This is a genomic window from Brevundimonas sp. DS20, from assembly GCF_001310255.1.
Lineage (GTDB): Bacteria > Pseudomonadota > Alphaproteobacteria > Caulobacterales > Caulobacteraceae > Brevundimonas > Brevundimonas aurantiaca.
The window spans coordinates 2,517,668-2,540,102 of the sequence record NZ_CP012897.1 but is presented as its reverse complement, the minus strand read 5'-3'; the positions used below and the strand labels follow the sequence as shown (position 1 = coordinate 2,540,102).

17 protein-coding genes and 1 tRNA gene are annotated in these 22,435 nt (G+C 68.0%); 14 read left to right on the top strand and 4 right to left on the bottom strand.

The window, feature by feature from the left end; all coding sequences use genetic code 11:
* Positions 1–6 precede the first annotated feature (6 nt).
* The 7 genes from JL11_RS12400 (at position 7) to JL11_RS17270 (ending at position 7,027) form a co-directional block, all read left to right on the top strand.
* Positions 7–723 carry a TorF family putative porin gene (locus tag JL11_RS12400; protein ID WP_054765927.1) on the top strand — a complete coding sequence of 239 codons (717 nt, stop codon included), beginning with the start codon at positions 7–9 and terminating at the stop codon, positions 721–723.
* A 10-nt stretch (positions 724–733) separates the two neighbouring features.
* Positions 734–1,312, top strand: a complete 579-nt coding sequence (gene kdpC, locus JL11_RS12395; RefSeq protein WP_054765926.1) for a K(+)-transporting ATPase subunit C — start codon at positions 734–736, stop codon at positions 1,310–1,312.
* Positions 1,313–4,000, top strand: a complete 2,688-nt coding sequence (locus JL11_RS12390) for a sensor histidine kinase (protein ID WP_054765925.1) — start codon at positions 1,313–1,315, stop codon at positions 3,998–4,000.
* Positions 4,000–4,689 carry a response regulator gene (locus JL11_RS12385; RefSeq protein WP_054765924.1) on the top strand — a complete coding sequence of 230 codons (690 nt, stop codon included), beginning with the start codon at positions 4,000–4,002 and terminating at the stop codon, positions 4,687–4,689. Before JL11_RS12390 ends, JL11_RS12385 begins: the two co-directional genes overlap by 1 nt.
* 913 nt (positions 4,690–5,602) lie before the next feature.
* Positions 5,603–6,142 carry a lytic transglycosylase domain-containing protein gene (locus tag JL11_RS12375; protein ID WP_227975930.1) on the top strand — a complete coding sequence of 180 codons (540 nt, stop codon included), beginning with the start codon at positions 5,603–5,605 and terminating at the stop codon, positions 6,140–6,142.
* Complete coding sequence (locus JL11_RS12370) at positions 6,136–6,405, top strand: hypothetical protein (RefSeq protein WP_054765923.1); 270 nt, start codon at positions 6,136–6,138, stop codon at positions 6,403–6,405. Before JL11_RS12375 ends, JL11_RS12370 begins: the two co-directional genes overlap by 7 nt.
* Positions 6,398–7,027 (top strand): helix-turn-helix transcriptional regulator, encoded by a 630-nt coding sequence (locus JL11_RS17270; RefSeq protein ID WP_335337461.1) that lies wholly within the window; start codon positions 6,398–6,400, stop codon positions 7,025–7,027. The genes JL11_RS12370 and JL11_RS17270 overlap by 8 nt, the downstream gene beginning before the upstream one ends.
* 789 nt (positions 7,028–7,816) lie before the next feature.
* Here JL11_RS17270 and JL11_RS12365 read toward each other — a convergent pair.
* Positions 7,817–7,906, bottom strand: a tRNA-Ser gene (locus JL11_RS12365).
* 110 nt (positions 7,907–8,016) lie between these two features.
* Between JL11_RS12365 and JL11_RS12360 the strand changes: the two genes are divergently transcribed.
* Genes JL11_RS12360 through JL11_RS12340 form a run of 5 tightly spaced genes read left to right on the top strand, consistent with a single transcriptional unit; the run spans position 8,017 to position 12,038 of the window.
* Positions 8,017–8,805: a septal ring lytic transglycosylase RlpA family protein gene (locus JL11_RS12360; protein WP_054765922.1), complete on the top strand. Its 789-nt coding sequence runs from the start codon at positions 8,017–8,019 to the stop codon at positions 8,803–8,805.
* 38 nt (positions 8,806–8,843) lie between these two features.
* Entirely contained in the window at positions 8,844–9,476 is a 633-nt protein-coding gene (gene tmk / locus JL11_RS12355) for a dTMP kinase (RefSeq protein WP_054765921.1), read from the top strand.
* On the top strand, positions 9,473–10,465 hold the full coding sequence (locus tag JL11_RS12350; RefSeq protein WP_054765920.1) for a DNA polymerase III subunit delta': 993 nt from the start codon (positions 9,473–9,475) through the stop codon (positions 10,463–10,465). Before tmk ends, JL11_RS12350 begins: the two co-directional genes overlap by 4 nt.
* Positions 10,465–11,247 (top strand): TatD family hydrolase, encoded by a 783-nt coding sequence (locus JL11_RS12345; protein WP_054765919.1) that lies wholly within the window; start codon positions 10,465–10,467, stop codon positions 11,245–11,247. Before JL11_RS12350 ends, JL11_RS12345 begins: the two co-directional genes overlap by 1 nt.
* Entirely contained in the window at positions 11,244–12,038 is a 795-nt protein-coding gene (locus JL11_RS12340) for an MBL fold metallo-hydrolase (protein ID WP_054765918.1), read from the top strand. Before JL11_RS12345 ends, JL11_RS12340 begins: the two co-directional genes overlap by 4 nt.
* Before the next feature lie 1,101 nt (positions 12,039–13,139).
* Here the strand turns inward: JL11_RS12340 and JL11_RS12335 are convergent.
* Together JL11_RS12335 and recG are read right to left on the bottom strand one after the other, a co-directional pair.
* Entirely contained in the window at positions 13,140–14,753 is a 1,614-nt protein-coding gene (locus tag JL11_RS12335; protein WP_054765917.1) for an NAD(P)/FAD-dependent oxidoreductase, read from the bottom strand.
* A 77-nt stretch (positions 14,754–14,830) separates the two neighbouring features.
* The gene (recG, locus tag JL11_RS12330; RefSeq protein WP_054766964.1) at positions 14,831–16,918 is read right to left on the bottom strand and encodes an ATP-dependent DNA helicase RecG; all 2,088 of its coding nucleotides are present in this window, start codon (positions 16,916–16,918) and stop codon (positions 14,831–14,833) included.
* A gap of 191 nt (positions 16,919–17,109) precedes the next feature.
* Here recG and JL11_RS12325 point away from each other — a divergent pair, with 191 nt between their 5' ends.
* Together JL11_RS12325 and mfd are read left to right on the top strand one after the other, a co-directional pair.
* Complete coding sequence (locus JL11_RS12325; RefSeq protein ID WP_201463963.1) at positions 17,110–17,403, top strand: FAD assembly factor SdhE; 294 nt, start codon at positions 17,110–17,112, stop codon at positions 17,401–17,403.
* The gene (gene mfd / locus JL11_RS12320) at positions 17,403–20,870 is read left to right on the top strand and encodes a transcription-repair coupling factor (protein WP_054765915.1); all 3,468 of its coding nucleotides are present in this window, start codon (positions 17,403–17,405) and stop codon (positions 20,868–20,870) included. The genes JL11_RS12325 and mfd overlap by 1 nt, the downstream gene beginning before the upstream one ends.
* A gap of 5 nt (positions 20,871–20,875) precedes the next feature.
* Here the strand turns inward: mfd and JL11_RS12315 are convergent, their stop codons facing one another.
* Positions 20,876–22,183 (bottom strand): diguanylate cyclase domain-containing protein, encoded by a 1,308-nt coding sequence (locus JL11_RS12315; RefSeq protein ID WP_054765914.1) that lies wholly within the window; start codon positions 22,181–22,183, stop codon positions 20,876–20,878.
* Positions 22,184–22,435 lie beyond the last annotated feature (252 nt).

The window sequence follows — 22,435 nt, the reverse complement described above, 5'->3', positions numbered from 1 at the left end:
ATCTCCATGCGTAATCGTCTCAACAAGGCCTCCGGCCGTAACGACGCCTGGTTCGCCGCCGCCAGTATCGCCGCAATCGCAGGCCTGGGCCTATGCAGCGAGGCCAAGGCGCAGGATGTTTCGGCAAACGTCGCCCTGACGTCCGACTATGTCTTCCGCGGCGTCAGCCAGACGCAGGAAGATCCGGCGATCTCGGCGGGCGTCGATCTGACCCGCAATGGCTTCTACGCCGGCGGCTGGGCCTCCAATGTCGATTTCGGCGACGACACCCACGCCGAGGTCGATCTCTACGCCGGCTATCGGCCCGAGGTGGCGGGCTATGCCCTGGACTTCGGCGTCATCGGCTATCTGTACGCCGGCCAGCCGGACGGCGCGGACTATGACTATGTCGAGCTGAAAGCGGCGGCCTCGCGCGCTGTAGGTCCCGCGACCCTGGGAGCGGCGGTCTATTATTCACCCGACTTCTTCGGCGCATCGGAGGACGAGGCGTCCTATGCGGAGATCAACGGCGCCGTCAGCCCAGCCGAGAAATGGACTGTTTCTGGCGCCGTCGGGCGTCAGTGGGTGTCTTCGGACCTAGACTACACCACCTGGAACCTGGGCGCGGCCTATCAGCTGACCGACACCCTGGCCGTCGACCTGCGCTATCACGACACCGATCAACACGACTTCGGCGATCTCTACGGCGCGCGCGCCATAGCGACGCTGAAGGTGACCTTCTGAGGCGAGGACCATGGTCAACCAACTGCGTCCAGCCATCGTGATGATGGCTCTTTTCACCCTCCTGCTGGGGCTGGCTTATCCGCTGGCGGTGACGGGGATCGCCCAGATCGCCTTCCCCAGCCAGGCCAACGGCAGCCTGGTGCGCGACGCCGGCGGTCGGGTCGTTGGCTCGGCCCTGATCGGACAGCCGTTCGCGGGTTCGACCTATCTGCATCCGCGCCCCTCGGCTGCGGGCGACGGCTATGACGCCGCCGCCTCGTCGGGCTCGAACATGGGGCCGTTGAACCCGGACCTGGCGGCGCGGGTCGCCGAAAGCGCCCAGGCCATCCGCGCCGAGGACGGTCCCGGCGTCATCCCCGCCGATGCGGTGACGACCTCGGGTTCTGGCCTCGACCCGGACGTGTCCCCGGCCTACGCTCGGCTTCAGGCCGCGCGGATCGCCCGCGCCAGAGGCGTTTCCGTGCAGCAGGTCCAGACGATCATCGACGCGCAGACCGAGGGGGCCTTCCTCGGCTTCATCGGCCAGCCGCGCGTCAATGTCCTGCTGACCAATCGCGCGCTAGACGCCCGCTTCGGCGTGGAGGGCTGATTGCCCGAGACGGCGCCCGAAACGCCCGCGACTTCAGCCGTTCCGCGCCGCAAGCGCGGGCGGCTGAAGGTGTTTCTGGGCATGTCGCCCGGCGTGGGCAAGACCTATGAAATGCTGCGCGCCGCTCGTCGCCGAAAGGCTGAGGGGCTGGATGTCGTCGTGGGTCTGGTTGAGACCCACGGCCGCAAGGAGACTATGAGTCTGCTGCGCGGGCTGGAGGTCATGCCGCGCGCGCCGATCGACCATCGTGGGCGGTCGCTGATGGAGTTCGATCTCGACGGCGCCCTGGCGCGCCGCCCCGGTCTGCTGCTGGTTGATGAGTACGCCCATTCCAACGCGCCGGGTTCGCGCCATCCGAAACGCTGGCAGGACGTGGAAGAGCTGCGCGACGCCGGGATCGACATCTGGACGACGCTGAACATCCAGCATCTGGAAAGCCTCTCCGACGTTATCCTGCGCATCACCGGCGTGCGTCAGCGCGAAACGGTGCCCGACAGCCTCCTGACCGAAGCCGACGACATCGAGGTGGTGGACATCACGCCCGAGGACCTCCGCGCTCGCCTGGCCGAGGGCAAGGTCTATGTGCCCGAGACGGCGCGGGTGGCGTCCGAGAACTTCTTCAAGCTTGAGAATCTGACGGCCCTGCGCGAACTGGCCCTGCGCCGCGCGGCCCAGACGGTGGACGATCAACTGCTGTCGCATCTGCGGGATCGCGGCGTGTCCGGGCCCTGGGCGGCGGGCGAGCGGATCCTGGTCCTGGTGGGCGGCGATGCGATGAGCGCGTCTCTGGTGCGGACCGGGCGGCGCATGTCGGACATGATGATGAACGCCCCTTGGTCGGTGGCCCATGTGGAACGGCCGTCGGGCTCGCGCTCTGACGCTCGCTCCATGGCGCGCCTGTCCGAGGCCTTCAAACTGGCCGAGCAACTGGGGGCGCGCCCGGTGACGCTGAGCGGCGACGACGTGGTGCGCGCCGTCCTGGATCACGCCCACCGCAACAACGTCACCCAGATCGTCATCGGCAAGACGCGGGGCGGGCGGTTCGCCGAATGGACCGGCCGGGCGCTGGCGACCGAACTGCTGCGTAAGGCCCAGGGCGTCGCGGTCCATGTGGTGACCGAAGGCGATCTGGCTGCGCCCGAACCGGCGATGCGTTCAGGGTCGCGCAGCGCCGTGGATTGGCGCGCCTATGGCGGGAGCGCCGGGTTGATCGGGGCGGCGACCGGTATCGCCCTGCTGCTGGATACGCGGTTCGAGCGCGTCGATCTGGGGGTCATCTATCTGGCGGCGGTCGTGGCGGCTGCGGTGCTGAACGGGCTGCGGCCGGCCCTGGCGGCCGCGACCCTGGCCTTTCTGACCTACAACTTCCTGTTCCTTCAGCCGCGTTACAGCTTCCTAATCGGGTCCCCCACCGACTTTCTCACCCTGGTGCTGTTCTGGGCCGTGGCCCTGGGCGCCGGGGCACTGGCGGGACGGGTGCGCGAACAGGCGCGGGCGGCCCAGAGGCGCGCCGCCGCCGTCTCGGCCCTGCTGGCCGCCAGCCAGACCCTGTCTGCGGCCCAGGATCGCGCCGGAACGGCCCGAAGCCTGGCCGAACAGGCGTCTGCGGCGGCGGGGGCAGGGGCCGTGGTCCTGCTGCCGGACGGCGACGACATTGTGCTGACGGCCGCCAGTCCGGAGGGCGCGACCCTGGGCGCCGACGCCATGGCCGCCGCTCGCTGGGCCTGGATGCACGGCGAAGTCGCCGGACACGGCACCGGCACCCTGCCGCAGAGCCGATGGCGGTTCCAACCCCTGCAGGGGGTTCGGGGACGGGCAGGGGTGGCGGGCATCGACGCCTCGGCCGTGACGGCCGGTTCGGACGAGGAGCGCCTGGCCCTGGCCCTGCTCGATCAGGGCGCCGTGGCGCTGGAGCGCGCCGACCTGGCGGGACAGGCGCTGGAGACCGAGACCCTGCGCCGCGCCGACCGTTTCCGCGCCGCCCTGATGAACTCGGTCAGCCACGATCTGCGCACGCCCCTGTCCACCGTCCTGGGCTCGGCGACGACGCTGATCGACTATGGTGCGACCCTGAAGCCCGAGGTCCGCGACGACCTGCTGCTGAGCATCCGAGAAGAGGCCGAGCGCCTGTCGCGCTATGTCGGCGACCTTTTGGACATGACTCGGCTGGAGGGCGGCGGCCTGAACGTCCGCACCGACTGGACCGATGTGCGCGACATCCTGAACGCCGCCGCCGACCGGGTGTCGCGCCGCCTGGGCCAGCGCAAGGTCACACGAGACTTTCCCGCCCAGCTCAGCATGGTCGAGGCCGATCCGGGCCTCTTGGAACAGGCGGTGGTCAACATTCTGGAAAACGCCATCGCCTACAGCCCCGACGGCACGACCATCGAACTGGCGGCTTATGAGGATCGCGGCGCCGTCGTCATCTCCATCGAGGACGAGGGCAGGGGCATCCCGACTGCGGAGCTGGAAAGGGTGTTCGACAAGTTTCGGCGTATGGAGGAATCCACCGACCGTGCAAAAGGGGCCGGCCTGGGGCTCGCCATCGCCAAGGGCTTCGTCGAGGCCATGCGCGGCCGCATCGCCGCCGCCAGCCCGATCCAGGACGGACCGGACGGTGAAAAGCGCGGAACTCGAATTCTGATCAGCCTGCCCAAGTCCATCGCCACCCATCCGGATCTGCTGTGATGACCGCCGTTCGCCCCCAGATTCTGGTCATCGACGACGAACCACAAATCCACCGGTTTCTGTCGCCTGCGCTCGACGCCGCCGGCTATGAACCCAAGCGCGCCGACAGCGGACAGGAAGGCCTGCGCGCCATCGCCCTGTGGAACCCCGACGCCGTGGTCCTGGACCTGGGCCTGCCCGATATGGACGGCAAGGACGTGCTGACCCGCGCGCGTGAGTTCTACAAGGGACCGATCATCATCCTGTCCGCACGCGACCGCGAGGCGGAAAAAATTGCGGCCTTGGACCTGGGGGCCAATGACTATGTGGAAAAGCCATTCGGCGTCGGCGAATTGCTGGCGCGCATCCGCGCAGGCTTGCGCCAAGGCATGCTGACGCCGGTCGCTGGCGGGGTGGTCACGGCGGAGGATGTCATAATCGATCTGGACCGCCGGATCGTCACCCGCGCCGGCGAGCGGGTGAAGCTGCGGCCCAAGGAGTACGACGTCCTGGCCTATCTGGCGCGCAACGCCGGCAAGGTGCTGGGCCATGTCGATCTGCTGAAGACCGTCTGGGGCGCCGGCCACCTGCACGACGTCCAGTATCTGCGTGTCGTGATCGGCCAACTCCGGCACAAGCTGGAGAAAGACCCAGCCCAGCCCGCTTTGCTCGTCACCGAACCAGGCATTGGGTATCGGCTTGCCACTTGATTCAGCCGACCGGTAGCCGAGGCGGGACGGCGGCGCCATGGCGATTATCTGAAGATGCTCTTTGGGTTAAAGACCTGACCGCCGACGGCGCTGAGAGCTGCTGTGGTCATAGAATGGCAACGCACATGGAGGCGACCTCAATGGAGGTTGGCCATGCGCCAGTCTGACCTATTCATCCAACCCAAGCGCCATGGAACACGGGCTGGTCTGATCGGCCCCGAGGCGCCGCTCAAGCCAAAGCACATCTGGGCCTTCCGCCAGCGCTCATTCGTCATCCAGCAGAAGACGGGTAGGCCTGTGCCGTTCGAAATCACAGAGGCCGCGCGTAACGCAATCGCTGCCTGGTTAAAGGTCCGGGGTCAGCGCGATGAGGACTGGCTGTTCCCCAGTCGTAGCCGGCCGGGGCAGCACATCGGCGCCCGACAGGACGCCCGGCTCGTCGATCAATGGATTCGGATGATCGACCTCGAATCGCAGGGTACGGAACTCACAGCCTCCGCCGCACTAAGGTGTCTCTCGTCTACAAGGAGACCGGTAACCTGCGGGCTTGCCAACTCCTATTGGGTCACCGGAAACTGGAGAGCACTGTCCGATACCTCGGCATCGAGGTGGACGACGCCCTGGAGATGTCAGAGCAGATCGATCTGTGACTCTCGACCGGGCCTGAAACGGGCCCGGTCATGTCTGCTAAGGGTGGGTTTGAAAAGCATGCATCGCGCCCGAAAGCGTGCCTCAGATCCACGCGCGAATGTCCTCTATCCGGCATAGTCCACATGACCGCCGTTGGCGCTCAGTTGCCAGCCAGAGTGGCCAAGCCGGACGTTCGTCTGTGGTGAGGTATGCCAGCCGCGCGGCCCTCCTCCTGTGCCTCGTCAGCCCGACTATGGGCATTGGACCGGCACGGGCCCAGGCCGTGGACTGGTCCGCCGCCGGCGGCGGACTGTTCGGCTTCTCGTCTGAGGACAGGGAGGGCGTCGGTGAGTTCGAAGCGCTGAGCGACAGGATCGCGGCGCTCAGCCAGCCTTACCAGGCGGCTGTGGAGGCCGCCGCGCGGCGACACGGCCTCGACGAGAAGCTGCTTCACGCCGTCGTCATTGTTGAAAGCGCCTATCGACCCGAGGCCTGTTTGATCGCCGGCGCCTGTGGCCTGACCCAATTGATGCCCGGGACAGCCGCCGATCTTCAAGTTCCGAATCGTTTGGAGCCGGAGGAGAACGTGCGCGGCGGCGTGGCCTATCTGGCGCAGCAACTCGTCCGGTTCGGCGACGTGCGGCTGGCTCTGGCCGCCTACAACGCCGGACCCCCCGGGTGGCCCGGCTCGGACAGATCCCCGACATCGCCGAAACCCGCCAGTACGTCGCGAGCGTTCTGGGCTGCTACCTCCGCCCTGACGGCGGGCCGGCGGATCCTCACCGTCCAGCAATGCCAGCCTACGGGAGGCTCCCAATGGTGACGGAGCCCGCGTTTTCGGCGGTGGAGGAGGGCGCGCTCCTGACGCGCGCCGAGACCTCCGCCTTCCTGGCGCAGCGGGGCATCCGGCTCAAGCCGGCCCCGCTGGCGCGGCTTTGGTCCACCCGGTCGGACGGACCTCCGTGTCTCCACGTCCGTTCAAAACCCTTCTATCCCCGCAATCTGCTCGAAGCCTGGGCGGCGGCCCAGATATTGGGGCTCCGCACCGGCGCCCCCGCCGCCGCCCAGAGCCGACGCCGTGTCTGATCGGACGCCCCGATCCGACGGCCCCAACCTCTTCTCCGCCCATCCGAAGGCGGTGAGGGAGCGGATCGTGACGGACGTGATCCTCGACCGCGCGGAATCGACGCCGGTTCCGCCTCCAAGAGGCCGGGCGACCCCGTTCCGGTTAAACGACGACGGCGTCCAGCCCGGCGGTCCGGATGACCGGCTTTTGCTCTGGCCCGAGGTTCAAAACCTCGTCGGCTTCAGCCGAACGACGGCCTTGCGCATGCAGCGGGCAGGACTCTTCCCTTGGCCCATACCCGTGTCCCCAGGTCGGGTCGGATGGCGGGAAAGCGAATTGAACGCCTGGAAAAGGGCGAGGCGAGGCGCCGAACCGGTTCCCGGCCGAGCGCCGGGCGGCGAGCGGCGTTTCAGCCCGCCGAGCCCGCCGAGCCCGCCGCGTCTGCCGGGCATGCCACTGTCGTCGCGGGAGAACGGTCCGTCCCGCGAGCGGGCGCCCGGTTCGGCGACGACGGGGTCGGTTCCGCCGCAATCCCCAACGCCACCTCCACCTCCACCGTGTACGCCGCCCGCAGTGGCGGCGCGCAAGCCGCGACGACGTTCACGTGGTCCGGATCCAGTTCAGACGGACTTCGGCTTCTAGCCTTCATCTTCAACTCTGGCCCCGACCTCAACTTAGGCCTCGGTCGATGCGGCGACGGTCTTACGGGGCGGGCCCTCGACTGTATCGTCTGACTGGCGCCACCTCTTCAGGTGATCCCTAATTTCCGTCACTGCGTGGAGGCGCGCCATGACGTGGGAATGATCGACATGGTGCGGACTCGGTCCGGCATTTCGGGATCACTGATGACGCTCCCCCGCGTCTATGGAGTTCGCGCTACCGACCCGAGGCGGTCAGGATCTGTTGGAAAGGCGAAGTGGCCAATCGACAGCCAAGGCAAGCACGATCTATCGCGGCCGATGCAAACAGCTGACGCCGAACGAATGGTCCCGCATGACTTCGCTCCGCTTGCCCGATCGCGGGCCAGTCGTGAGCGCTCGCTGGGTAGGTGGCTGATTAGCAGGCTGGGGACGAGCTGGTTCTACGCCATGGCCGACACGATTCACTTCGGGGCACAAGCGGGCGCCGACGCCTTTCGTCGCTGGATGATGGCGAGGGTCGATTAAGGAGACGGCGCGATCCGGCTGACGACAGTGCTGCGTGCTTGGCGGACTCTCGTTCTCTCTTCGCCTGAGATGGTTCGGGCATATCGCCGAATCGCGGCTGAAACCGCTGTGGAAGTGAGACAGAACTCCCGGACCAGGCGAAACTGGAGATAACCGAACACACCTCGAACGCCCTGAAAAGCCATCTGAAGCGGTGTTGTGATAGGCGGGTGTTTAGGTGGGCGTATAGAAAAAGCTAGAATTTGCGTAATAAAATTAATGCGAATGGCGGAAGCGGTGGGATTCGAACCCACGGACGGCTCGCACCGTCGCTGGTTTTCAAGACCAGTGCCTTAAACCACTCGGCCACACTTCCTTGCCGGATCGCCCGGTCGGGCGGACGCCATAGCAGGCGAACGCCCCATTAACCAAAGCGGAAATGTCTTCGGTCATCCTGTTTTTGGACGGGTGTGACGAGGCGTGCCGATGCGAGTTGGACAGTGGATCCGGAGCGGCCTGGTTTTGGGGCTGTTCTCGCTGCTGGCGGCCTGTTCGACCTTGGGCGGCGGGCGAGGCGGCGGAGCCGCGCCCGTGGTCAGGGACCCGGCCCCGATCGTGTCGGGCACGATGCGGCCCTATCAGGTGCGCGGGCGGTGGTACACGCCCAAGGAACAGCCGGATTATGACGAGGTCGGTCTGGCCTCCTGGTACGGCGACGCCTTCAACGGTCGGCCGACCTCGACCGGCGAACGGTTCGACATGCGCCAGCTGACCGCGGCGCATAAGACCCTGCCGCTGCCGGGCCTGGTCGAGGTCACCAATCTGGAGAATGGGCGCCGGATCGTGGTGCGGGTCAATGATCGCGGGCCGTTCGTCGATGGGCGAATCATCGATCTGTCGCGAGGCGCGGCGCAGGAGCTGGATCTGCTGCGGCAAGGCGTGGGGCGGGTGCGGGTTCGCTATCTCGGCCGGGCGCCGCGACTGGGCGGCGGCGCTGTGCTCAGGGCCGAGGCGGCGGCCCCCGCTCCCTCGACCTCGGCCGAAGCCCCGGTCGGCGCGGGCGGCGGCTTCTGGGTCCAGGCCGGGGCGTTCAGGGATCAGAACAGCGCCCGGCGGATCGCGCGGAGGCTGGGCGAGCGGGCGACCGTGGACGAGACCGGCGGACTGTACCGCGTTCTGGTCGGTCCCTGGGGCGACGCCAATGCGGCCGAGACCGCGCGACAGGCGGTCGTGGCGCGCGGATATGCGGACGCTCTGTTGATATCCGGCGGCTAAGTCTTGCCTCCCGCGCTGCGGACGCCATTAGTGCGCCCGTGACCCGTGGGAAATTCATCAGCTTCGAAGGCGGAGAAGGCTCCGGCAAGTCGACTCAGGTCGGGCGGCTGGTCGAGCGGCTGCAGCCCGTTATGGGCGACCGCCAGGTGGTCCGCACGCGCGAGCCGGGCGGATCGAAGGGGGCGGAGGTGATCCGCAACCTCGTCGTGGCCACCGACGCCGAGCCCTGGTCGGCCATGACCGAGACCCTGCTGATGTACGCCGCGCGCTCGGATCACCTGGAGCGGACCATTCGGCCGGCGCTGGCGGCGGGCGACTGGGTGGTGTGCGACCGGTTCGCCGACAGCAGTCGAGCCTATCAGGGCGCGGGCGGGGGCGTCGCCCAGAGCTTTATCGAACAGATCGATGCGGGCGTGGTCGGAGACGATCAGCCGGATCTGACCCTGGTGTTCGACCTGCCGGTCGAGGTGGGGCTGGAGCGGGCGTTCGGGCGCGGCCTGTTCGAGACGCGGTTCGAGTCCAAGGGGTTGGAGTTTCATCAGCGGCTGCGCGAGGGCTTTCTGCGCATCGTCGAGGCCAACCCTAATCGGTGCGTGCTCATCGACGCCGTGGGTTCACCGGACGAGGTCGAGGCGCGGGTCTGGCGGGCGGTGCAGGACCGGCTGCTGTGAGCGAGGACCACCCGCGCGACCGGTTCGACCTGGTCCCCGACGCGGCGGCCGAGGCGGCCTTTCTGGACGCCTGGGAGCGGGGGCGGCTGCACCACGCCTGGCTGTTGTGCGGGGTCGAGGGGACGGGCAAGGCGACCTTCGCCTATCGCGCGGCGCGGCGGCTGCTGGGGGCGGCGGCCGATCCAGGGCGGGGGCCGCTGGGGGCGCGGCGTGACGATCCGGTCAGCCGGCTGATCTCGGCCCAGTCCCATCCCGACCTGCTGGTGCTGGAACGGATGGTCGAGGGGGGCAAGACCAAGAAGTCGATCTCGGTCGATCAGTCGCGCGACCTGCCCGAGTTCTTTTCCAAGAGCCCTTCCCAGGCCCAGCACCGGGTGGCGATCATCGATGCGGCCGATGACCTGAACATCAATGCGGCCAACGCCTTGCTGAAGGTTCTGGAGGAGCCGCCCGAGCGGGGCGTGCTGTTCCTGGTGACCCACGCCCCTGGGCGCCTGCTGGCCACGATCCGTTCGCGCTGTCGGCGGCTGAGCTTCCCGATCTGGAGCCAGGAGCGGCTGGAGACCCTGGTGCGGAACCGCACGGGGGCCGAGCCGGAGGCGGCCGAGCACGCGGCGGCCATGGCGGGCGGATCGCCCGGCGCGGCCTTGGCCTTGGCGTCGGGGGCGACCTTCGAGATGGACCAGTTGGCGCGGCGCTGGGTCGAGGGCGATGTGGACCGGGCCGAGGCCCTGGCCGTCGCCGACAGGTTCCGGGGCGCGGAAGGCCAGGAGCGGTTCGACATCCTGATGGACCGGCTGATCGCGGCGGTGCGGATGCGGGCCCTGAACAGTGCGCCCGGCTTCGGCAACCGTTGGGCCGAGCTGTGGGAGCGGCTGCAGCCGTTGCCGGAGCGGGCGGCCGGGCTGAACCTGGACCGGGGCGATGTCCTGGCCGGGGCGCTGGCCGACCTGAAACGGGTTCAGGCGCAAGAGGAACGGAGAGGCTGATGCTGATCGACAGCCATGTGAACCTGCACGCCCCCCAGTTCGACGAAGACCGGGACGCGGTGATCGCCCGGGCGCGCGAGGCCGGGGTCGCTCTGATGGTCGAGATCTCCGACAAGCTGACCACCTTTGAAGCGACCCACGGGATCGCCATGGCCAACGACGACATCTGGTGCACGGTCGGGGTCCATCCGCACGAGGCCAAGGACGCGGCGGAACTGACGGCGGCGACCCTGGTGGAGCTGGCGCAGCGGCCCAAGGTGGTGGGGATCGGGGAGTGCGGCCTGGACTTCCACTATGACTTCAGCCCGCGCGAGATCCAGGCGGCGGTGTTCCGCCAGCATGTGGCTGCAGCGCGCGAGACGGGCCTGCCGCTGGTGATCCACACCCGCGAGGCGGACGCGGTCATGGGGGCGATCCTGAAGGAGGAGCACGCCGCCGGGCCGTTCAAGATGCTGATGCACTGCTACACCAGCGGGGCGGAACTGGCGGGAATCGCAGCGGAACTGGGGGCCTGGTTCTCGGTTTCAGGGATCGCCACCTTCAAGGCGGCCGAGGATGTGCGGGCGGTGATCCGCGACATGCCGGCCGAGCGTATAATCGTCGAGACCGACTGCCCCTATCTGGCGCCCATCCCGCATCGGGGGCGGCGCAACGAGCCGGCCTATATCGGCCATGTGCTGGACAAGCTGGCCGAGATCCGGGGCTGGAGCGCCGAGGAGGCGGACCAGAGAACCACCGAGGCCTTCTTCGGCCTCTTTGACCGGATACCGAGATCGGCATGAGCTTCGAAGTCGTCATCCTGGGCAGCGGATCCTCGGGCGGGGTGCCGCGGGGCGACGGCGACTGGGGCGTCTGCGACCCGGCCGAGCCGAGGAACCGGCGCACGCGCTGCTCGATGCTGGCGCGCAAGACCGGGCCGGAGGGGACGACCAATGTCCTGATCGACACCTCGCCGGATCTGCGCGAGCAGATGCTGGCCTCTGGGACCCGGCATGTGGACGCCGTCCTCTATACCCACGACCATGCGGATCAGACCCATGGGATCGACGATCTGCGCACCTTCGCCACGCGGGCGCGCAAGCGGATCCCGGCCTGGATGGACGAGGCGACCCTGACGTCCCTGTCGCACCGGTTCGACTATATCTTCGAGAGCAAGTTCGGCTATCCGCCGCTGCTGGACGCCCAGGTCATTCCGCCGCACGGGACGGCCTGGTCGGTGGAGGGGCCGGGGGGCGCGATCCCGGTCGTGACCTTCGATCAGGGGCACGGGCCGATCCGGTCGGTCGGCTATCGGCTGGGCGACATGGCCTATTCCAGCGACGTCTCGGACCTGGACGACGCGGCGATCCGTGCGGTGGCCGGCTGTCAGGTCTGGATCGTCGACGCCCTGCGCTACACCCCCCATCCGACCCATGCCCATCTGGACCGGACGCTGGAGTGGATTGCGGCGGCGGACGTCGAGCGGGCCGTGCTGACGAACCTGCATATCGACATGGATTACAAGGAATTGTCGGCGATTGTTCCGGCCAATGTCGAGGTCGGGTTCGACGGCTGGACCTGCATGATCGGCTGAGTTTTGGCAGGCTTGTCGTAAAAACAGGGTGACAAACCGCCAAACCGCCAAACCGCCAAATGGGCCGTGGGCGACGGCTGCGCCTTATGATCGTCTGAGGCCGGTCGGTTTGGCGCGAAAACAGGGTGACAACCGTGCCAAAGGCGCCAAACGCGCCAGGGGCGACGACTGGGGCGTTGATGGGGAGCGGACGGCGCAGGCGGACTGCGGCGCGCGCCTGATGTCAAAGACCGGACGACGAGGTTAGCACGGTCTGGATGCGTGCTTGGTCGATGGCCGTTCGGACGCGTTAGGGTGTTGAAAGGATTAGCTTCAGTTCGACAAATTGGGGGAGGTGACCTTCGTTTGCCTTCCTTGGTTCATCTATACGAACCGCTCTCCTCGCATTTGCATTTAGCAGAGCCGCGCTGGAAAGCGGACGTTCGGGACATCTGTTCGGGGTGGGAAGCAGACTTTCCGGGTTAGTTCGGTCCGCAGGTCAAATCGATGAACTTTCGTGTCTGGACATCATAGGTTCCGAACACGAACTTGTCGTTCGAGCTATCGAGCCACATCACTTCCTGATCGGCCCGAAGTAAATGACGGCCCGGAAGATACATGTCAGGCGACGCATTTTCGTGGAAGCGAACGTTGACCCTCGACGTGTCTGAGCCAAACCACGGACCACTCAGGAGCCACAAGAAATCGATCCGCGGCTCCCTTGTTGACCACGCGGGCCTTTCCCACACGTAGTAGCGGGACGGCCACCGAGCAGTTGAACCAACGCACGGGTCTTGTTCGAGCAGCCGATCAATCTCATCGGCAACGTCTGGGCTTGGGGCAGGCGTGATCGCCAGACCAAGGGCCATGATAACCGCAATGAGCACCCCACCCAAAAGAAGGGCGGCACGCTTTCCCGCTCTTGGTTTCCCTCGCATTGCTCGACCAGAGCCTTAGGCGCAGTGTCCGCAATGGGTCGGGATCGGTCTCGCGTACAGGCCCGAATAGCCGACGCTCCAACGACCTGACGCCTTTGGCCTTCTCAACCCGTCCGCCGTGGATCGTGAGCCGGCCACGGGCATCCAAAAAACTGACGGTGGGCGCTGTCTGGGTTCGACCGATCTAGGCCGCCGCCTTCGCAACCATCGACCGGGCGACGGCTTCGGCGACCTTGATGCCGTCGACGGCGGCCGACAGGATGCCGCCGGCATAGCCGGCGCCTTCGCCGGCAGGGAAGAGGCCGCGCACGTTCAGGCTCTGGAAGTCGGCGCCGCGGGTCATTCGGATCGGGGATGAACTGCGGGTTTCGACGCCCGTCAGAACCGCCTGGGCGTCGTCGTAGCGGGCGATCTTGCGGCCGAAGACGGGCAGGGCCTCGCGCATGGCGGCGATCACATAGTCGGGCATCAGGGGCGCCAGGTCGGTCGGGCGCACGCCCGGTTTGTAGCTGGGGACGACCTCGCCCAGCGCGGTCGAGGGGCGGCCCGCCAGGAAGTCGCCGACCAGCTGGCCCGGTGCGAAATAGTCCCCGCCGCCGGCCGCATAGGCGCGGGTCTCCAGATCCCGTTGCAGTTCGATGCCCGCCAACGGATGGTCGCTCGGATAATCCTCGGGCGAGATGCCGACCACGAAGCCGGAGTTGGCGTTGCGCTCGTTGCGCGAATACTGGCTCATGCCGTTGGTCACGACGCGGCCGGGCTCGCTGGTGGCCGCGACCACCGTGCCGCCCGGGCACATGCAGAAGCTGTAGACGGTGCGGCCGTTGCTGCAATGGTGCGACAGCGAATAGGCCGCAGCGCCCAAGTCGGGGTGGCCGGCGCAGGGGCCGAACATGGCCTTGTCGATCCACGACTGCGGATGCTCGATGCGGAAGCCGATCGAGAACGGCTTGGCCTCGATATGGACGCCGCGGTCGTAGAGGGTCTGGAAGGTGTCGCGCGACGAATGGCCGATGGCGAAGACCACGTGATCGGCCTCCAGCGTCTCGCCGGTGTGCAGGCGCACGCCCCGAAGGACGCCCTTGTCGAGATCGATGTCGGTGACCCGGTGCTCGAAGCGGTACTCGCCGCCCAGCCGTTCGATCTTCTCGCGCATGGCCTCGACCATGGTCACCAGGCGGAAGGTGCCGATGTGCGGGTGGGCCTCGGTGAGGATTTCCTCCGGCGCCCCGGCTGCGACGAATTCGGTCAACACCTTGCGGGCCAGGAAACGCGGATCCTTGATCTGGCTGTAGAGCTTGCCGTCGGAGAAGGTGCCCGCGCCGCCCTCGCCGAACTGCACATTGGATTCCGGGTCCAACTTGCTGCTCCGCCACAGGCCCCAGGTGTCCTTGGTCCGCTGCCGAACCACCTTGCCGCGGTCGAGGATGATCGGCTTGAACCCCATCTCGGCCAGGATCAGCCCGGCGAACAGGCCGCACGGCCCGGCCCCGATCACGACCGGCCGAAGGCGCTCGGTGCTGGGGGCGACGGCGACCGGGCGATAGGCGACGTCCGGCGTCGGCGCCACGTGCACGTCGTCTGCAAGGCGGGCCAGCACCGCCGCTTCATCCCTCACCTCGACGTCGAGGATGTAGACTTTCAGAATCGCGGATTTCCGGCGGGCGTCGTGCGCCCGCTTCCATATCGACCAGGAGACAAGATCGTGCGGCGGCACGCCCAGCCGGGCGGCGATCGCGGCGGGCAAGGCCTCCGGCGGGTGGTCGAGGGGCAGTTTGAGTTCTAACAGGCGCAACATCCGGGGCGTTCTAGCCGGTCGAGTCTTTGGATCCTAGGCGCAAGGTCCAGGATCACGGACGTGGGCGCGGCGCCCCTTCAATCCGACCCCGCCTTATGCCCCTTCCAGTCGAACAACTCCTCCAGCACCTGAACCGCCTGACCGCGCTCGGACGCCAGGTCGGGGTCGCGGTTCAGGATCAGGCGGGCGTCGTCGGCGGCGGCCAGCATCAGGGCGCGGTGGCGGATCGGGTCGGCGAAGCGGTAGGCGGGGAAGCCGCTCTGTTTCAGGCCCAGCGGGTCGCCGCCGCCGCGCAGGCGGAAGTCTTCCTCGGCGATGACGAAGCCGTCCTCGGTGCGGCGCAGGGTTTCGAGCCGTTCCTTGGCGGTTTCGCCGAGGGCGCCGTCCTGGCCGCCGTACAGCAGGATGCAGGAACTGGCCTTTGCGCCGCGACCCACGCGGCCGCGCAGCTGGTGCAGCTGGGCCAGGCCGAAACGGTCGGCGTGTTCGATGACCATGATGGAGGCGTTGGGCACGTCGACCCCGACCTCAACCACCGTGGTGGCGACCAGCAGGGGAATGCGGCCGTCGGCGAAGTCTGCCATGACGGCCTCGCGCTCGGCGCCGGGCATCTGGCCGTGGGCCAGGCCGACCTCGACCCCCAGCAGGCGGCGCAGGTCGTCGGCGCGGTCGACGGCGGCGGCGAGGTCTATGGCCTCGGATTCGGCGACGAGGGGGCAGATCCAATAGGCCTGTGCGCCGGCGTCCAGCGCCGTCTTCAGCCGGGCGGCGACCTCGCCGATGCGGGCCAGGGGGACGACGGCGGTGGTGACGGGGGTGCGGCCCGGCGGCTTCTCCATCAGGCGGCTGACCTCCAGCTCGCCGTACTGGGTCAGTTCCAGGGTGCGGGGGATGGGGGTGGCCGACATGGTCAGCAGGTGGACGGCGCCCAGGCGCGGATCGCCCTTGGCCTGGAGCCGCTGGCGCTCGCTGACGCCGAACCGGTGCTGTTCGTCGATGACGGCCAGGGCGAGGCGGTCGAAACGGACGGCGTCCTGGAACAGGGCGTGGGTGCCGATGGCGACCTGGACGTGACCGGAGGCCAGGGCAGCCAGTTTCTCGCGTCTCTGGCCGTTCGCATCCCGGCCGGTCAGTAGGACGGAGGCGACGCCGGCCGCCTCCAGCAGGGGACCGAGCTTTTCATAATGCTGGCGGGCCAGGATTTCGGTCGGGGCCATCAGGGCGGACTGGAAGCCGCTGGAGGCCGCGTCGGCCAGGGCCAGGGCGGCGACGGCGGTCTTGCCCGAACCGACGTCGCCCTGAAGCAGCCGGCCCATCTGTTTGCCGGAGGCCAGGTCGCGGCGGATTTCGGCGACGGCCTGGGCCTGGGCGCCCGTCAGGGTGAAGGGCAGGGCCTGGAGCAGGCAGTCGGAGGCGGCGCCGGGCGCGATGACGGGGGCGGGCTTGATCTCCCGGGCGCGGCGACGGCGGGCCAGGGCGAGCTGGTGGGCGAGGAATTCGTCATAGGCCAGGCGCTGGCGGGCGGGGGCGTCGGGCGACAGGTCGGGCTCGCCCGTCGGGGCGTGCAGGGCGTCCAGCGCCGCGCGCCAGGACAGCCAGTTCTGTTTCTTCAGCCAGGCAGGGTCCTGCCATTCCGGCAGGTCGGGGGCGGCGGGCAGGGCGGCCTGGACCAGTTTGCGCAGCTGGCGCGAGGTCAGGCCTTGGGTCGCCGGATAGACGGGTTCGGAGGCGGGGATGTCGGCGGCCTTGTCGGGCGTCACGATGTCCGGATGGACGATCTGGACCTCGCCGTTGAACCGCTCGACCTTGCCCGAGACCAGCCGGGTCTCGCCGCGCGGCAGCAGCCGGTCGATATGCTGGGGCGAGCCGCCGAACCAGACCAGGTGAACAAAGCCCGTCGCGTCGCTGGCGCGCACCTTCAGCGGGGCGCCGGGGCGGCTGGGGACGAACAGGCGGTCGATGACGATCTCGAAGATCCCGACCTCGCCGTCCACGGCGGTCGCGGCCTCCATGGGTCGGCGCACGATGACGCCGGAGGGGCTGAGGAAGACCAGATCGCGCACCAGCGGCCCCGCCACCTTCTGCACCAGGGGCAGGATGCGGGGGCCCACGCCCTTTAGGCTGGAGACCTCGGCGAACAGGGGGAAAAGAATCTGCGGACGCATCGCCGTGAACATAGCGTGACCATGACGGGTGGCGAAGTCCGTTCAGGAACGCTATCTGCGCTTCTTCCATTCTGGGTGCGCTATCGCTCGCCGCGCGGCGGCTCTCTGTTTGAGCGCACCAGCATATTCAACGGGCAAGGATTCTTGTGACCGAAATCGAAGCGCGTCCCCAAAACGAAAGTGGCGACGAAATGACTCCCGAGCGGAAGCAGAGGCTGGGCCGGATTCAGTTCCGATGCTGGCGGCGGGGCTTCCGCGAGGCCGACATGGTGCTGGGGCCGTTCTCGGATCAGGTGGCCCCGACCCTGACCGAGGCCGAGCTGGACGTGTTCGAGCGGCTGATCGACGAGGAAGACCAGTGGCTCTACGGCTGGATCATCGAGCGTGATCCGACGCCGCCGGAGTTCGAGACGCCGGTGATGGCCAAGGTGCGGGCCTTCATGCGCGAGCATGTGGCCGCCGAGGTCGGCAAGGGCATCGGCTGATGGATCAGCAGGTGACTGTGCATCGGACCGACGCCGATCTGGGCGGGGCGCCGGAAGGTCTGGACGCCCTGGTCGTGGCGGAGCGGGTCAAGGCCGCCGGCGGCGTGGGGGTCTTTGTCGCGCGCGACTACCAGCGGGCCGGCGGCTTTGTTCAGGCGTTCCGATTCTTCTCGCAAGACGTCGAAATTCTGGAATATCCGGCCTGGGACTGCCTGCCCTATGACCGGCTGAGCCCCACGGCGGGGATCGCCGCCCAGCGGATGGCGACCCTGACGCGGCTGGCGCAGCGCAAACCGGGCGAGGGGCCGGTTCTGGTAGTCACGACGGTCGGCGCGGCCATGCAGAGGACGCCGCCCCGGTCGGTGACGACCCAGGCGGGGTTCGAGACCAGGGTCGGCCGCGATCTCGATATCCAGGCGCTGGAGCGGTATTTCGCCGCCAACGGCTATGTCCGGGCCTCAACCGTGTCGGAGCGGGGCGAGTTCGCGGTGCGGGGCGGGGTGGTGGACGTCTATCCGCCGGGCTTCGAGGAGCCGGTGCGGCTGGACATGTTCGGGTCGGAACTGGAATCGATCCGCACCTTCGACCCTGAGACCCAGCGCTCGACCGGGCAGATGACGGCCGTGTCGCTGGCGCCCGTGTCGGAGGCCCTGCTGGATGCTGACGCCATATCGCGCTTCCGCACCGGCTATCTGAAGCTGTTCGGGGCGCCGGGCGACGATCCCCTGTATGCGACCATCAGCGAGGGCGCGCGGCGTCAGGGGATGGAGCAGTGGCTGCCGCTGTTCTACGAAAGCCTGGACAGCCTGTTCGACTATCTGCCGGATCAGGCGCAGGTCTTTCTGGACAATCAGGCCGAAAGCGCGCGGGCCGAGCGGTGGGATCTGATCGTCGACGCCTATGAGGCGCGGGCCGAGGCGGCCAAGGCCCAAAAGGGGAAGGGGGGAGGGCATGCGGCCGCCAATCGCGCCCTGCCGCCGCAATCCCTCTATATGGACGCCGGCGACTGGAACCAGGCCCTGGCCGGGCGGTCGGTGCGGCGGCTCACGCCCTTTACGGGCGGGGGCGAGGACGCGGGCGGTCGGCTGGGCCGGACCTTCGCGGCCGAGCGAGCACAGGACAGCGTCAACCTGTTCGAGGCGGTCGCGGCTCATGCCCAGGCGCTGAAGGCCGAGGGGCGTCGGGTGCTGTTCGCCTCGTGGACCGAAGGCTCGTCGGAGCGCTTGGCGACCTTGCTGGGCGACCACGGCCTGGATCATATCGTCGCCGTGCGCGACTGGGCCGATGTGCTGGCGGCGCCCAAGGACGTGTATCTGCGCGGCGTCCTGCCGGTGGAGCATGGGTTCGTTACAGATGCGGTCGCCGTCATCTCCGAAACCGACATCCTGGGCGACCGGCTGGCGCGGCCGAGAAAGAAGCGGCGGGCGTCCAACTTCCTGGCCGAGGCCTCGGCCCTGACGACCGGCGATCTGGTGGTCCACCTGGATCACGGCATCGGGCGGTATGAGGGGCTGAAGACCCTGGATATCCAGGAAGCGCCGCACGACTGCCTGGAGCTGTTGTACGCCGGTGACAGCAAACTCTATCTGCCGGTTGAAAACATTGATCTTCTGACCCGGTACGGCACGGACGCCGACGGGGTGCAGCTGGACAGGCTGGGCGGGGCGGGCTGGCAGGCGAGGAAGGCTAAGGCCAAGGAACGGCTGCGCGCCATGGCCGAGGGGCTGATCGCCCTGGCCGCCAAGCGGGCGCTGCGCGAGACGGAGGCGGTGACGCCGGCGCCGGGCCTGTTCGCCGAATTCTGCGCCCGCTTCCCCTATGAGGAGACGGACGACCAGCTGAACGCCATCGGCGACGTGCTGGAGGACCTGGGCAAGGGCACGCCGATGGATCGCCTGATCTGCGGCGACGTGGGCTTCGGCAAGACCGAGGTGGCGCTGCGCGCCGCCTTCGTCGTGGCCATGACCGGCAAACAGGTGGCGGTGGTGGCGCCGACTACCCTGCTGGCGCGCCAGCACTACAAGACCTTCACCGAACGCTTCGCCGGCTGGCCGGTCAAGGTGCGCCAGCTGTCGCGGATGGTGACGGGCAAGGAGGCGACCGAAACGCGGGCGGGGCTGAAGGACGGCTCGGTCGAGATCGTCGTCGGCACCCATGCGGTCCTGGCCGAACAGGTCGGTTTCCGCGACCTGGGCCTGGTGATCGTGGACGAGGAGCAGCACTTCGGCGTCAAGCACAAGGAAAAGCTGAAGACCCTGCGCGCCGACGTTCATCTGCTGACCCTGACCGCCACCCCGATCCCGCGCACCCTGCAGATGGCCCTGTCGGGCATTCGCGAGATGTCGATCATCGCCACCCCGCCGGTCGATCGCCTGGCGGTGCGGACCTATGTGACGCCCTGGGATCCGGTGCTGGTGCGCGAGGCCCTGCTGCGCGAGAAATATCGCGGCGGTCAGGCCTATTATGTCGCGCCGCGTCTGAAGGACCTGCCGGACATCGAGAAATTCCTGCGCGAGCAGGTGCCGGAGATCAAGTTCGTGGTCGGCCACGGCCAGATGTCGGCGACCCAGCTGGAGGAGGTGATGAGCGCCTTCTACGAGGGGGAGTACGACGTCCTGGTCTCGACCACCATCGTAGAGAGCGGGCTGGATATTCCGACGGCCAACACCCTGATCGTGCACCGGGCCGACATGTTCGGCCTGGCCCAGCTGTACCAGATCCGGGGACGGGTAGGCCGGTCCAAGGCCCGGGCCTTCGCCTATCTGACCACCGATCCGGTCAAGCCGATGACCCTGTCGGCCGAGCGGCGTCTGCAGGTGCTGCAGTCGCTGGACAATCTGGGCGCCGGCTTCCAGCTGGCCAGCCACGACCTGGACCAGCGCGGCGGCGGCAATCTGCTGGGCGACGAACAGTCGGGCCATATCCGCGAGGTCGGGGTCGAGCTTTACCAGCAGATGCTGGAGGACGCGGTCGCCGAACTGCGCGAGAAGGGCGAGGGGCTGAATGTGGATCGCGGCTGGTCGCCGTCGATCAACGTCGGCGCTTCCGTCCTGATTCCAGAGGACTACGTGCCGGACCTGAACGTCCGTCTCAGCCTGTATCGCCGCCTGTCCGACGCCGAACAGGCCGAGGATCGTGAAGCCCTGGCCGCCGAACTGATCGACCGGTTCGGGCCCCTGCCGGACGAGGCGCAGCAGCTGCTGAAGATCGTCGGCGTCAAGGCCAACTGTCGCCGGGCCTGTATCGAGAAGATCGACATTGGGCCGCGCGGCGCGGTGCTGACCCTGCGCGACAACAGCTTCCCCAATCCGGTCGGACTGGTCGGCCTGATCCAGAAGAACCACGCCTTCTGGAAGATCCGGCCCGATCAGAAGATCGTTGTGACGGGGGACTGGCCGACGGCCGAAGACCGGCTGAAGGTGGCGGAGCGGATCACGGCCGATCTGGCGCGGGTGGCGGGGGCGTAAGGGCCCTACCGCGTCTTGTCGAACAGGTCGGCGGAGGCGCGTTCGAGGAGGGCGCCGGCGGATTCGCCGGGGCGCATTTCGGCGGCGCCGACGTCGAATTCGGCGACGAAGGGCGAGCGGTCGGGGCCGGCGTCGAAGGCGGTGCAGCCGATGACGGCGGCGATCCGTTCGGCGGCCAGGCGAGCGGCCTCGCCGCGCGTGGCGGGCAGGGCCAGGGCGAAGACCTCCTTGGCCAGACGGGCCGGCGTATCCTCGACCCGAACCAGGCGCGAGACCATGGCGCCGATCTGGGGCATGGCCCGGTCCAGCCAGCCGCCCTGGCGCGCCCAGGTGACGGGCTCGGTCTCGCGCACCCTGAGAACGCAGACGGACAGGGGACGTTTGCGAACGCGAGACGCCTCGGCGACCCGACCCAGGTGGGCGGCGAAGAGTTCGGGCGTGAACAGGCCGGTGGAGGCGTCCATCAGGTCCAGACTGCGGACCGAATCCAGCGCCTTTCTGATGGTCAGGTGGCGGCGGTGGGCGCCGGCCATGGCCAGGACCCGCTCCGCCGTCTCCTGCTCCGGCGTTTCGGTCGAGGCGACGTCGGCGAAGCCCCGATTGAACAGTTCGTTCAGGCTGATTTCGTCGGCGCCACGCAGATAGAGCATCAGCGGAATATGATACAGGCGCGTGTTGCGCTTCATGCCTGCGGCGATCGACAGAGCCGGAGTGTGATCCTTTGCGCCCCACAATATGGCGGCGTCGAACAGGGTCTCATGCAGATAGTCGAAGGCGGTGTAAGGGGTGGGCGCCGCCACCACCTCGGCCCCCGCAGAGGTCAAGGCGTTGGACAGGGCCAGGAAGCGACGGTCCGCAACCCCGGCCGCCAGGATCCGCAGAGGCGCCGCCGCGCCGGGGTCGGCGGCCAGGCTGATGCCCCGCAGGCCGAAGGTGGCGACCCGCAGGTGAAACTCTTCCTCGGCGATGGCGGCGCGGCCGAGCTGTTCGAGACGCAGGGCGGCCTGGGCCGGGTGCGGCGGAACCGACATGGCGACATCGGCGCCCTCGACCGAGTCGGGGGCTGCGCCGACCACCATGATGGACAGGCGGCGCGGTTGGGCCGCCGCGCGCAGTCGGACCGCCGCGTCCGGCGTCAGGGAATCAAAGTCGATCACGGCGGCTTCGAGCGGCAGGTCCTGAAGCGTCGCCTCGGCCGAGCCGACATCGCGGGCGGTGACGGTGGTCCAGCCAAGCGCGTCCAGGCCGGCGGCGAGCGGCCCGATACGGGCGTCATGAGCCGCCAGGATCAAAACGCGCGCGTCGAATGCCAAGCCAGTCCCTCCCCATCGGTCGCTGGGGCCATAGCCGCATGCGAGGCGGACCACCATAGCGCGACGCATTTTATAAAGGACTATCGCCTTCGCAGGCCGCCCTTAAAGGCAGGTGCGTCGACAGGGCTTTCCCCCGTTCCAGAATCCTTTAAGTCTAGGGGTTTGTTGTAACGGTTGTGGGGACCGGATTGAGCGATCAGCTGACCCGATCGGTTCTGAAGGCGCCCGGCTTCTGGGGCGGTCTGGCCGTGC

Bases quoted from the DNA above. Each gene is read 5' to 3' on its own strand.
- JL11_RS12400 (WP_054765927.1), top strand. From the start codon at position 7: ATGCGTAATCGTCTCAACAAGGCCTCCGGCCGTAACGACGCCTGGTTC.
- recG (WP_054766964.1), bottom strand. From the start codon at position 16,918: ATGCGTCCGCAGATTCTTTTCCCCCTGTTCGCCGAGGTCTCCAGCCTA.
- JL11_RS12385 (WP_054765924.1), top strand. From the start codon at position 4,000: ATGACCGCCGTTCGCCCCCAGATTCTGGTCATCGACGACGAACCACAA.
- JL11_RS12345 (WP_054765919.1), top strand. From the start codon at position 10,465: ATGCTGATCGACAGCCATGTGAACCTGCACGCCCCCCAGTTCGACGAA.
- JL11_RS12340 (WP_054765918.1), top strand. From the start codon at position 11,244: ATGAGCTTCGAAGTCGTCATCCTGGGCAGCGGATCCTCGGGCGGGGTG.
- mfd (WP_054765915.1), top strand. From the start codon at position 17,403: ATGGATCAGCAGGTGACTGTGCATCGGACCGACGCCGATCTGGGCGGG.
- JL11_RS12360 (WP_054765922.1), top strand. From the start codon at position 8,017: ATGCGAGTTGGACAGTGGATCCGGAGCGGCCTGGTTTTGGGGCTGTTC.
- JL11_RS12325 (WP_201463963.1), top strand. From the start codon at position 17,110: ATGACTCCCGAGCGGAAGCAGAGGCTGGGCCGGATTCAGTTCCGATGC.
- JL11_RS12370 (WP_054765923.1), top strand. From the start codon at position 6,136: ATGGTGACGGAGCCCGCGTTTTCGGCGGTGGAGGAGGGCGCGCTCCTG.
- JL11_RS12335 (WP_054765917.1), bottom strand. From the start codon at position 14,753: ATGTTGCGCCTGTTAGAACTCAAACTGCCCCTCGACCACCCGCCGGAG.
- kdpC (WP_054765926.1), top strand. From the start codon at position 734: ATGGTCAACCAACTGCGTCCAGCCATCGTGATGATGGCTCTTTTCACC.